This window comes from Lentzea californiensis (assembly GCF_024648825.1).
GTDB lineage: Bacteria > Actinomycetota > Actinomycetes > Mycobacteriales > Pseudonocardiaceae > Lentzea > Lentzea californiensis.
The window spans coordinates 701050-712614 of record NZ_JANBBE010000001.1 but is presented as its reverse complement, the minus strand read 5'-3'; the positions used below and the strand labels follow the sequence as shown (position 1 = coordinate 712614).

Genomic DNA, 11565 nt, shown 5'->3' with positions numbered 1-11565 from the left:
CCCGTTGTGTTGAGAGCGCACTCAAGCATCGCAACACGAAAAGCAGGTGAACGGTTACTCACGTGACAGTGCGGCTTCTTCCAGGTCCAGCTCGCGCAGCACGCGGAAGAGCACCTCGTCGTCGATCTCGCCCTTGTCCCTGGCCTTGACGAACTCGTCACGTTCGGCGCTCAGCATCACCCGCCGCAGCCTGCGGTACGCGGCCGCCGGGCTCTCCTCCTCCTGCCGCCCGAGTCGTTCCCACGCGGCGTTGCCCCGGTGCTCGGCGAGCGATCGGAGCTGGTCGCGGACGTGGTCGGGGACGTCTTCGGTCTCCTGGTCGAGCCGGGTGACCGCGGCCTGCGCGGCCCGGTGCTGCACCTGCGCCTCGGCCAGCGCGTCCTCGCGGGCGTCGTCGCCCTCGAAGCCGATCTTGTTGATCAGCCACGGCAACGTCGTGCCCTGCAACAGCAGCGTCGCGACCGTGACCACGAACGCGCAGAACAGGATGATGTCGCGGCCCGGGACGTCCTGCGGGATCGCGGCCGCCGCGGCCAGCGTCACCACACCCCGCATGCCGGCCCACGAGATCACCGTCACCTGGCCCAGGTGCGGCACGCCCTCGCGTTCCCTGATCCGTTTGTTGAGGTACACCGGCAGGTAGGAGGCCGGGTACATCCACACGAACCGGGCGAGGATCGCGGCCAGCAGCACCGCGCCCGCACCGAGCAGCAGGCGCGGGCCGAGCTCGACGTCGCTGATGATCGACGACACCTGCAGCCCGATGAGCGCGAACACGAACGACTCCATCAGCGCGTCCACCGAACGCCACACCGCCCCGTCCTGCAGACGGGTCGTGTAGCTGCCGCGCGGGGCGTTGTGCCCGATGTACAGGCCGGCGACGACGACCGCGAGCACGCCGGAGACGTGGAAGCCCTCTTCCGCGAGCAGGTAGGCGCCGAACGGCACGAGCAGGCCGAGCGCGCTCTCCAGCACGCCCTCGCAGAGCCGTTTGCGCAGGAAGCGGACCACGACGCCGACGACCAGGCCGATCGCGATGCCGCCGATCGTCACCTTCACGAACATCCACACCCCGTCGAGCGGGTGCATCGCCGCGCCCGCCGCGGCCGCCACCGCGACCTTGAACGCCGTCAGCGCCGTCGCGTCGTTGATCAGGCTCTCGCCCACCAGCAACGTCATCGCGCGGCGCTGCAACCCGAGCTTGCGCCCGATCGCGACGGCCGCCACGGCGTCCGGCGGCGCCACGACCGCGCCCAGCACGAGCGCGGCGGCGAACGGCAGGTCCGGGAAGACCAGCTTCGCCGTCACGCCCACCACGAACGTCGTGAACAGGACGAGCCCCACCGCGAGGAACCCGATCGGCCGCAGGTTCGCGCGGATGTTGAGGTACGAGCTGTCCAGCGCCGCGCTGTAGAGCAGCGGCGGCAGCACCACCAGCAGGATCAGGTGCGGATCGAGCTCGAACTCCGGCACGCCCGGGATGAACGAGACGACCAGGCCGACGGCCACGAGGACCAGCGGCGCCGACCAGTTCAACCGGCGTGCGACGGCCGTGACGATCAACGCCCCGAGAAGCAGCAGCAGTAGCTCAGGCCCGTACATGCCGCTCATTCTGCGTAATGGGGGAAGTGACGGCCCGATCGCACGTGGGAGCGCTGCTCCAGTCTTTGCAGTTCCTTTGGAATGATCCTCTGCTGCTGTGATCGCCCCCACAGTACGGTCGGTCCGTGGCCAACCCGGACCTCGCCCGCATCGTCGCGGAGCACGACGAGGAGATGCCGTCGCGTTCGCTCTCACCCAGGTGGGAGCAGGCGCTGTGGATCGCCGGCCTGCTGATCGCCCTCCTGGTGCTCAAGCAGGTCTTCTTCCCGTTCGCCAAGGGAAGCCAGTACTACCTGATCATGTTCCTGGCGGTGACGCTGCCGCTGGTGTTCCTCGCGTACGGACGCGGGCACACGCCGCCCTGGTGGGACTGGGTGCTGGCCGCGCTGGCGTTCGTGGTCGCCGCCTACCCGCTGGTCGGGGGCTACGACGAGTTCCTCAACAGGCAGGGCCAGCTCTCGACGCTCGACGTCATCGCGGGCTCGGTGCTGCTGGTGCTGATCCTGGAGGCCTGCCGGCGCACGACCGGCTGGGTGCTTCCAGTGGTCTGCCTCGCGTTCATCGCCTACGCCTACTACGGCGGGTTCCTGCCGCCGGCGTGGTCGATCTCGCACTCCGGCGTCGACTTCCCGCAGATCATCAACGGCTTCTTCAACGACGCCAGCGGGTTCTACGGCACGCCGCTGGACGTCGCGGCGACCTACATCGTGCTGTTCACCATCTACGGCGCCGTGCTGAACGCCTCCGGCGCGGGCAAGTTCTTCGTGGACGTCAGCTTCGCCGCGTTCCGCAAGTCGCGGACCGCGCCGGGGCGCACGGCGGCGACCGCGGGCTTCCTGCTGGGCACCGTGTCCGGTTCCGGCACGGCGACCACGGTGTCGCTGGGTGCCGTCACGTGGCCGATGCTGCAGAAGGCCGGATATCCCAAGGAGAACGCCGGCGGGCTGCTCGCGGCGTCCGGCATCGGCGCGATCCTGTCGCCGCCCACGCTGGGCGCCGCGGCGTTCATCATCGCCGAGTACCTGGAGGTCTCGTACCTCGAGGTGCTGGTCTGGGCGATCATCCCGACGCTGCTCTACTACCTGGGCATCGCGCTGGCCGTGGAGGCAGACGCGCGGCGGTTCGGGGCGCGGCCGGTCGACGTGGACGCGCCCCGGTTCTGGGACGTGCTCAAGCTCGGCTGGTACCACTTCCTGTCGCTCGGGATCATCATCGTGTTCCTCGCGATGGACATCCCGGTCTACAAGGCCGTCGTGTACGCGACGGGCGTGGCCGCGCTGTTCGCGTTGATCAACCACCGGCAAGGCTGGCCGCGGTTGATCGCGGACGCGCTGTCGGTCGGCGTGCGCTCGGCGTTCCCGGTGATCGCGGTGTGCGCGGCGGCCGGTGTCGTGACCTCGACGATCACCAAGACCGGGCTGGGGCAAGCGCTTGCGGGGTCGTTGGTGGACCTCGCGTCCCTTGTCAGTTCGGAACCTGTCGTGGTGCTGATGCTGACGGCGGTGCTCGCGGCCGTGGCGGTGTCGGTGCTCGGCCTGGCCGTGCCGGTGACGGCGTCGTTCATCATCTCGTGGGTCGTCATCGGACCGGCGTTGATCACGCTCGGCGTCGAGCCGGCCGAGACCGCGATGTTCATCTTCTACTACGCGGTGCTGTCCGAAGTGACACCGCCGACCGCTCTTGCCGCCGTCGCGGCGGCGGCGCTGACCGGCGGCGACGTGATGAAGACGATGTGGCAGACGTGGAAGTACACGCTGCCCGCGTTCCTCGTGCCGCTGGCGTTCGTGCTGACCGACGCCGGCGCCGCCCTGCTGCTGCGCGGGCCGTTGCTGGACTCGGTGTGGGCGTTCGGAGCGTCCGCGCTCGGGGTGGCCGCGCTCGCCGTGCTGACGGGCGGCTGGCTGTTCGGTCCCGCGCGCTGGCCGGAACGCATCCTGTGCGTGCCGGCCGCGTTGTTCCTGCTCTACCTGCAGCCGTTGACGATCGCCATCGGGGCCGGATTCCTCGTGGTGGCCGTGGCGGTACACCTGGTGACCCGTGGGAGGGTTCGTGATGCTGCGTAAGTACGCGATCGGTGCGATCGCTTTGGCGCTCGTGGTTTCCGGGTGTGGCGGCAAACGCACACCCACCACGCCGGACGCTTCCGGTGGCGGTGCGTCCTGCGAGGCGTCCGACGGCCGGATCACGATCGCGACCGGCAACTCCGGTGGCGTGTACTTCGTGGTCGGCGGCGGCCTGGCGAAGCTGATCTCCGACAACTCGAAGCTGAAGGCGTCGTCCGCCGAGACCGGTGCGTCGGTGCAGAACATCCAGCAGCTCGTCGCCGGCACCTACGACATCGCGTTCTCGCTGGCCGACACCGCCGCGGACGCCGTCAACGGCGCCGGGGCGTTCAACGGCAAGAAGGAGAAGATCGCGGCGCTGACGCGGATCTACCCGAACTACACGCAGGTGCTCGTCCGGGCGGACGCCGGGATCAACTCGATCGCGGACATGAAGGGCAAGCGGATCTCGACCGGTTCGCCGAAGTCCGGCACCGAGGTGATCGCGGGCCGTCTGCTGAAGTCGGCGGGTCTCAACATCGACTCGGACGTCCAGGCCCAGCGGCTCGACCTGACCAAGACCGCGGACGGCATGAAGGACGGCAGCATCGACGGCCTGATCTGGTCGGGCGGGCTGCCGACGCCGCAGATCACGGACATCACGACGTCTCTCAAGGACAAGGTGAAGTTCGTCGACATCACCCCGCTGCTGCCGGAGATGAAGAAGATCAGCCCGGTGTACGACACCGCGCCGATCCCGGCGGCGACCTACGGGGTGGCCGAGGTTTCCACGATCGTGGTGCCCAACCTGCTGCTCGTCCGCGAGGACTTCGCGGCCAACAACGCGTGCGCCGTCACCAAGCTGATCTTCGACAAGAAGGCTGACCTGGAGAAGGTCCACCCGGCCGTGAAGGACATCGCCCGGGACAAGGCCGCGGCCTCCGACCCCGTTCCGCTGCACCCTGGGGCGAAGCAAGCGCTGGGCTGAACTACTCTCAGACCTCGTGCGCGTCCTGGTCATCGGGTCTGGAGCCCGTGAGCATGCCCTTGTCCTCGCGTTGTCGCGCGACCCGCAGCTGACTGCCTTGGCGTGCGCGCCGGGCAACGCAGGCATAGGCGGGCACGCCGAGATCTACGGCGTCGACGTCGCCGATGCCTCGGCCGTCGCCGGCCTCGCGAAGGAGTGGAAGGCCGATCTCGTCGTCATCGGCCCCGAACAACCTCTGGTGGTCGGGGCCGCGGACGCTGTCCGAGCGCTCGGCATCCCGTGCTTCGGTCCGTCGAAGGCCGCTGCTTGCATCGAGGGGTCCAAGGCGTTCGCCAAGGACGTCATGAACGCCGCGGGGGTGCCGACCGCGCACAGCGAGGTCGTGGACAACCCGGCCCGCCTGGACGCCGCTCTCGGGCGTTTCGGGCCGACGTGGGTCGTGAAGGACGACGGTCTCGCCGCCGGCAAGGGCGTCGTCGTCACCTCCGACCTGGCCGCGGCCCGTGCGCACGCCATGACGTTGCTCGACGGCGGCCACCCGGTGCTGCTGGAGTCGTTCCTGGACGGTCCGGAGGTGTCGCTGTTCTGCGTCACCGACGGCGAGACCGTGGTGCCGCTGATCCCCGCGCAGGACTTCAAGCGCGTGGGCGACGGCGACGCCGGCCCGAACACCGGCGGCATGGGTGCCTACGCGCCCCTGCCGTGGGCGCCGGAGGGCCTGGTGTCCGAGATCGTGTCGCGGTGCGTGCAGCCCGTGGTCGACGAGCTGCGCGCTCGCGAGACGCCGTTCGTCGGCCTGCTGTACGCGGGCCTGGCGCTGACGTCGTCCGGCGTGCAGGTGATCGAGTTCAACTGCCGCTTCGGAGACCCGGAGACGCAGTCGGTGCTCGCCCTGCTGAAGTCGCCGATCTCGGCCCTGTTCCTGGCGGCGGCCGAAGGTTCGCTGGCGTCACTGCCCGCTCTGGAGTGGGAGAACGGCTACGCCGTGACAGTCGTGCTCGCGGCAGAGGGCTACCCGAACATCCCGCGCACCGGCGACGTGATCACCGGCTCCGAGGCCGACGGCGTCCTGCACGCGGGCACGCGCCGCCGTGAGGACGGCGCCGTGGTCTCCGCGGGCGGCCGCGTGCTGTCCGTCGTCGGCACCGGCAAGTCGCTGGCGAAGGCCCGCGACCGCGCCTACAAGCGCATCGCGGACATCCACCTCACCGGCTCGCACCACCGTTCGGACATCGCGTCGAAGGCCATCGACGGGAAGATCACCTTGCCGTGACCCTTCTCGGGTGTGTGCTGGGCGGGGCCGTGGGAGATGGCCTGGGCGCGCCGGTCGAGTTCTCGTCGATCGACACGATCCGCCACCTCCACGGCCCGTCGGGTGTCGTCGACCTGCCGTCGCTGGAGATCACCGACGACACCCAGATGGTGCTCTTCACCCTCGAAGGCCTCCTCCTGGCCCGGCAACACGGCGTGGACCCGCGCCTGACCGTGCGCGCCGCCTACGGGCGCTGGCTGCACACGCAGGGCGGCCCGCCGGTCGCCCCCGACGGCTGGCTGATGGCGGACCGGCGCCTGCACTCACGGCGGGCGCCGGGCCACACGTGCATCACCGCGTTGAAGCACAACGAGAAGAACAACTCGAAGGGCTGCGGAGGCGTCATGCGCGCCGCCCCCGTCGCAGTCTGGTCATCCGACGTGCGCGAGGTCTTCACACTGGCCGCGGACACCGCCCGCATGACCCACCACCACCCGAGCGGCTACCTGTCCGCAGGCGCGCTGGCAGTGATCGTCCAAGCCCTGCTGGCAGGATCGGACCTGGTCTCGGCGGTGGCCGTGGCACGCGCCGAACTAGTCCGCTGGGAAGGCCACGAGGAACAGACCTCGTTGCTGGACAAGGTGATGGGCCTCGGCCCGCTGACCCCGGAAGAGATCGAGTCCGAACTGGGCGGCGGCTGGGTGGGCGAAGAAGCCCTGGCCATCGGCCTGCACGCCGCACTGGTCGGCACGGACTTCGCCGACGCCGTCCGGCTAGCCGTGAACCACTCGGGCGACAGCGACTCGACGGGCTCGATCTGCGGCAACATCCTCGGCGCCCGCGACGGCGTGAACGTGATCCCCGCCGCCTGGCTGGCCGTCCTGGAACTACGAGACGAGATGGAACGCCTCGTCCTCAGCTGGTGACGGGAATCCACAACTCGGCAGTGGCCTGGTCACCGTCGATCTGCGTGCGCAACATCGACGGCCCCTCGACACTCTCGTAGCTGTTGGACGGGAACCACTGCGTGTACACGTCCCGCCACATGTACTGGATCGTCTCGGGATACGGCCCAGTAGCCGTGAACACCGCCCACGTGTTCTCAGACACCTCAAGGGTTTCCATGTCCTCCGGCGCCTCCCGGCTGGTCACCACCCCCTGGAAGTAGTCGAGCATGGCACCCTCCTCGACCCCTTCCTGGTTGAAGGTGAGCGCCAGCATCCCAGCGGGCTCCCCGTCACTGAGCTCCTTCATCCTGTCGAGCGCCGGCATCCCGATGCCCTTCACGAACTCGACGATCGCGGGGTTCATCCCCAGGTGCACCAACGGCACCCGCGTCCCCCGTCCGACAACCCGGAACGCGTCCTTCTCGACAACCCGGTACTCCATGCTCGTACTCCCCTCCACAACCAGTCTGAACGTGAGAATCTGCTGCGACTGCAACGCCTTCTTGCTGGCCCGGGCCTCCTGAGGCCCAACCTTGTGCATGGCCTTGAAGGCCCGCGCAAAGGCTTCGTTGGACCCGTAGCCCCACTTGACGGCGATGTCGAGCAACGACTTCTGTCCACTGAGGACTTCGTTCGCCGCCTTGGTGAGCCGCCGGCGCCGGACGTACTCGCTCAGCGGAATCCCCGCCAGCGCACTGAACATCCGGCGTAGGTGGTACTCACTGGTACCCGCGACCCGCGCTAGCACCTTGACGTCGACCTCGCCTTCGAGGTTCTCCTCGATGCGGGCCATGGCTTCGTTGAGTCGCTCTAGCACGTGCTCAACGCTATTGGGCTCGTCGCGTTCTCACCCGACTTGCTGTGCCCTGTCCGATCGCCTTGCGCGCCTCGTCGGCCGTCTTCTGCGTGACCGGCGTGAACTCGTCGACTTTGATCAACACTGGCCGCCGTGATGATCAAACGACGCGTTTCTTCATCGGCGGCTGCCGGAATGGATGTTGAGGATTCACGTGTGCCCCAGGATCGACACCGACCGTGATGTGGAACCAACGAGGGGTGGTCTTCGTCCAACCACAGGTGCGTCTTACGCAGGCGTTGGTAACCTGCGAAGCGGGACCGAACCGTTACCAACCGTACGGGGGTAGGACGTCGTGACACAGGAGAACGCGGGGGCGGATGCCGTTCTCGGTGCCGCTGCGGGATTGGCCGGTGGCGCGGTGGCTGGCGCGGTCAGCGCCTTCAGGGCCGCAAACTCGATCATGGATCGGGTCTCGGAGGGCATGGCGGGCGGAGGGACCCAGAAGTTCCACGTCGACAAGGACACCGTCCTGCAGGCCGGCAAGGTCGTCCACGACCAGTGGGTGCTCCTGAGCGAGGTGTATGACGACACCGTCGCCAAACTGCGCATCAAGTCGATGGACGGACAGGTCACGTCGGACGTCGTGAATGCCTGGAACGATCGGCTGGTCCTCAGTCCGGACTCGTACGCCAATCGAATCACCGATTACATGAAGGTCCTGCAGAGCCTTTCCGACCAGTTGAAGGCGTCGGCGGAGCAGTACGGGTTCACCGACGAAGAGATTAAAACGACGTTCAGGCCGAAATCGTGAAGATGAGCATTTCAAAGCTGGTCGCAGTGGTTGCCTTCTCGGCGGCGCTCGCGACCTTGTCGGCCTGTACCAGTGGGGGTGAGAAGGGGAATCCCACTCCTGCCCCGACCTCGGACGGTTCGTCTGGCAACGACTCTTCCGCGAGCAAGCTGCCTGAGCGGCCGACGAGCCTTGCGGTGAGTTCGGTCGACCCGTGCAAGTTGTTGACCGAAGCTCAGATGAAGCAGGTCGACACCATTTCCACTCGGCCGGTCAATCTTGAACTGGTCGACGGTGCTGAATCGCCCAGTTGTCACTACTCCAACGAGGGTCGGTTCACCTACACGGTCGGCATGGTCACCCACAAAGGCGTTGACTACTGGTTCCAAGGCGGCGGAAACGTCACCGTCAACGTGATCAAGATTGCTGATTACGGTGCGGCGAAGATCGAGCTGTCCGGTGGCAGTGGCTTTGACTGCTCGATCGCGATCGACGTTGCGGATGGTCAGCAACTGATGGTCAGTTACATCCCGAAGACGACTGACGAGAAAGATCAGGCGGTCTTGTGCGGGAAGGCCGAGAAGGCCGCTGGTTTGGCGCTTGCGACGCTCAAGACATTGAAGTGAGGGGGAGCCATGTCGGGATATCGGCAGCTCACTGACTGGAACTTCGAAGGTTGGTCCAACGCGGATCTCGCGAGCGAGGTCCAGAAGCTCTCGGGCACCTCGGTCGCTTCGAAGTTCGGTGAAGCGTCTGCGGCGCTGCGCAGCCTTGCCAACACCCTGGAGTCGGTCGACCAGACGATCCGGGACCAGCTGAAGACGCTCAAGATCGAGTGGGGCGGCGCCACCGCCGAGAAGAGCCACGCGAAGACCGACGTGGTCGCCGCAGGTCTGGACGACAGCAGTCAAGCGTCCAACGAAAGCTCTCAGGCGATGACGCAGCAGAGCGAGAGCACCAGTCAGGCCCGTCACAGCACGCCCCCGTCGCAGGACCTGCGTGGCGACACGGAGCAGAACCTCGGGGACAAGGTCGGAGGCTTTTTCGGCATCGAGACGGACCACGCCAAGGAGGTCGAGGCGACCAACCGGGCTCGGCAGCAGGCCATCGACGGCCTCAACGGTTACGTCTCGAACAGCCAGAACTCGCTCGACGGCTTCCGCACTCCCAACCCGCCGCCTGACATCGTCGTGGCCAGCGGCGCCGTAGCCACGCCCGTCGGCCCTCCGGTCGGCACGCCCACGGCCGGCACTCCAGGCTTCAGCGGCGGCCCCGGCTTCACCGGCTCACCCGGCTCACCCGGCAGCCCCGGTTCCCCGGGCGTCCCGGTCGGCCCCATCCCGAGCACGCCCGGCAACGCCACCGGCGTCATGCCCGGCACCGGCACGCCCAACCCGCTCGCCGCGGGTCCCGGCCTGCCCAAGCCGATCGGTGTTCCGCCGATCGGCGTCGCCGCCGCGGCGGCCGCGGCTGCCGGTCTCGCGGGCGGCACGACCGCCGCGCGTGGAGCACAGGTCGTCGGTGGCGGACGTGGTCCTAGCCAGGCTCCCAAGACGCCCATCGCGCCCGCCGGGCCGAAGGGTGCGCCCAGCACGATCGGCGGCACCAAGGCCGGTGGCGGTGCAGGTGCTGGTGGTGCTGGTGCTGGTGCCGGCGGTACCGGTGCGGCCGGCAAGGGTCCCGGTGGCGCCATGACGCCCGGTGGTGCCAGTGGTGTAGGGCCTGACGCCAATCGCGGAGGTGCCGCGGCCGCCGGTAAGGGTGGCGGTGTGGCCGGCAAGGGTGCTGGTTCGCTCATGTCGCCCGCTGCCGGCGGGGCCCGCGGCGAAGGCGAGGAGGACGGCGAGCACGTGCGCAAGTACGGCGTCGACTCCGACGAGATGTTCGGTGATGACCGAATGGTGGTTCAGTCCGTCATCGGCGAAGACCCGAAGGACAAGTAGATCTCTTGAGCTCACCAGGTTCTGTGGTTCTGTCCACAGTGGAGTTCGCCGTGGTCTGGGAGGCGCAACGCCTCCCGGCCGCGCACGTCGCGCTCGAGACGCGGATTCCCTCCATCACCCACACCGAGAAGTCCGAGGTGGTGAAGCGGGCCTGGGAGTCGCTGGAGGCGCGCGGTCTCGCCCGCAACGGGCGGGTCGTGCCCGAGCTCGCCGACGGGTTCGCGTTGCTGGCGAACCACCAGGTGTCGGTCGACCTGTGGATCTGGGCCGACCGGCAGATCAGCGGCCTTGCGGCGGCGATCGGGGACGAGGCGATCCTGGCGGTGCAGGATCGCGACGAGATGTGGTTGATCGAGGCCCGCGGCACGGCGCTCGCCGAGGCCGCGGTGTCGGTCGCCGGCGAGATGCCTGCCGGGTTCGGGCGGTCGACCAGCATGCCCTACGACGAACTGGTGGCGGCCGCCAAGAACGTCGGGCTCGACGCTCAGGCGATGATCACCTCGCTGGAGCGGCGGGGAATGCGGCTCGGTGACGCGCAGGAGCTCGCCGGCATGCTCGACGGCATCTCCACTCGCGGGCAGTTCGGCGTGCAGCGCAACGGACGGCGTGCGAACCGTGTCGTTTCGTTCCACGACACGCACAACGGGCGTTATCTCCGTCAGCTCAAGCCGAGCAGTGACGGTCGCCAGTGGTGCACCATCACGCCGGTCGACAACCATCGGCTCGCCGGGGCGGTCTGGGAGCTCTTGCAAGAAGTCTGATCACGGAACCCTCGAACGTGCCCGCCCGTCGAACTCGACGGGCGGGCATCGTCGTCTCGAAAGAGCGAATCGGCGCACCGCCTGGCGCAATTCGTTCTAAAGTCGATGAGCAGACGTTGAGGGGGTAGTGCGCGCATGGCTGCGACGAAGTTCAACACTGAAGCCATGGAACAGTGCCGAACAACCGTGAGCAGTCAAGCCGGACAATTCGGTGCGATCGGCGACGGCTTTTCCGGGCAGTACGGCAATTCGGACATCTTCGGGAAACTCGGCTCGTCCGGCGCCATCTCCGCCGCGGTGTCCGCAATGGACCAGACGGGCACGCGGGAGTTCGAGGCGGCCGAAAAGGTGCTGCGCAAGGCAGAGGGCGCGCTGGACACGATCCAGACCAACGTCGCGGACGTCGAGGAAGCCAACAAGAACTCCTTGAGGGCGGTCTGA

At 67.9% G+C, this 11565-nt stretch carries 11 protein-coding genes; 9 read left to right on the top strand and 2 right to left on the bottom strand.

Features of this window, described 5'->3' with window-relative positions; translation table 11 throughout:
- Positions 1–54 precede the first annotated feature (54 nt).
- Entirely contained in the window at positions 55–1602 is a 1548-nt protein-coding gene (locus tag LX88_RS03825) for a Na+/H+ antiporter (RefSeq protein ID WP_258946449.1), read from the bottom strand.
- 173 nt (positions 1603–1775) lie between these two features.
- Between LX88_RS03825 and LX88_RS03820 the strand changes: the two genes are divergently transcribed.
- The 4 genes from LX88_RS03820 to LX88_RS03805 are packed head-to-tail and all read left to right on the top strand — an operon-like array spanning position 1776 to position 6810.
- Positions 1776–3665: a TRAP transporter permease gene (locus LX88_RS03820; protein WP_258947600.1), complete on the top strand. Its 1890-nt coding sequence runs from the start codon at positions 1776–1778 to the stop codon at positions 3663–3665.
- Positions 3655–4632: a TAXI family TRAP transporter solute-binding subunit gene (locus tag LX88_RS03815; protein WP_090066343.1), complete on the top strand. Its 978-nt coding sequence runs from the start codon at positions 3655–3657 to the stop codon at positions 4630–4632. Before LX88_RS03820 ends, LX88_RS03815 begins: the two co-directional genes overlap by 11 nt.
- A 16-nt stretch (positions 4633–4648) precedes the next feature.
- Positions 4649–5905 carry a phosphoribosylamine--glycine ligase gene (purD, locus tag LX88_RS03810; RefSeq protein WP_258946448.1) on the top strand — a complete coding sequence of 419 codons (1257 nt, stop codon included), beginning with the start codon at positions 4649–4651 and terminating at the stop codon, positions 5903–5905.
- Positions 5902–6810 carry an ADP-ribosylglycohydrolase family protein gene (locus tag LX88_RS03805; protein ID WP_258946447.1) on the top strand — a complete coding sequence of 303 codons (909 nt, stop codon included), beginning with the start codon at positions 5902–5904 and terminating at the stop codon, positions 6808–6810. The genes purD and LX88_RS03805 overlap by 4 nt, the downstream gene beginning before the upstream one ends.
- On the opposite strand, the gene LX88_RS03800 is transcribed toward LX88_RS03805, so the two are convergent.
- Positions 6800–7648, bottom strand: a complete 849-nt coding sequence (locus LX88_RS03800; RefSeq protein WP_258946446.1) for an AraC family transcriptional regulator — start codon at positions 7646–7648, stop codon at positions 6800–6802. The two genes, LX88_RS03805 and LX88_RS03800, sit on opposite strands and share 11 nt — an antisense overlap.
- A 334-nt stretch (positions 7649–7982) precedes the next feature.
- On the opposite strand from LX88_RS03800, the gene LX88_RS03795 reads away from it, so the two are divergent.
- The 5 genes from LX88_RS03795 (at position 7983) to LX88_RS03775 (ending at position 11565) form a co-directional block, all read left to right on the top strand.
- The gene (locus tag LX88_RS03795) at positions 7983–8441 is read left to right on the top strand and encodes a hypothetical protein (RefSeq protein WP_258946445.1); all 459 of its coding nucleotides are present in this window, start codon (positions 7983–7985) and stop codon (positions 8439–8441) included.
- 2 nt (positions 8442–8443) lie between these two features.
- Positions 8444–9046, top strand: a complete 603-nt coding sequence (locus tag LX88_RS03790; protein WP_258947599.1) for a DUF3558 domain-containing protein — start codon at positions 8444–8446, stop codon at positions 9044–9046.
- A 9-nt stretch (positions 9047–9055) separates the two neighbouring features.
- Complete coding sequence (locus LX88_RS03785) at positions 9056–10363, top strand: WXG100 family type VII secretion target (RefSeq protein ID WP_258947670.1); 1308 nt, start codon at positions 9056–9058, stop codon at positions 10361–10363.
- Between the two features lie 5 nt (positions 10364–10368).
- Positions 10369–11124: an ESX secretion-associated protein EspG gene (locus LX88_RS03780; RefSeq protein WP_258946444.1), complete on the top strand. Its 756-nt coding sequence runs from the start codon at positions 10369–10371 to the stop codon at positions 11122–11124.
- A 135-nt stretch (positions 11125–11259) separates the two neighbouring features.
- A complete protein-coding gene (locus LX88_RS03775; protein ID WP_258946443.1) occupies positions 11260–11565 on the top strand; it encodes a hypothetical protein in 306 nt (101 codons plus the stop codon).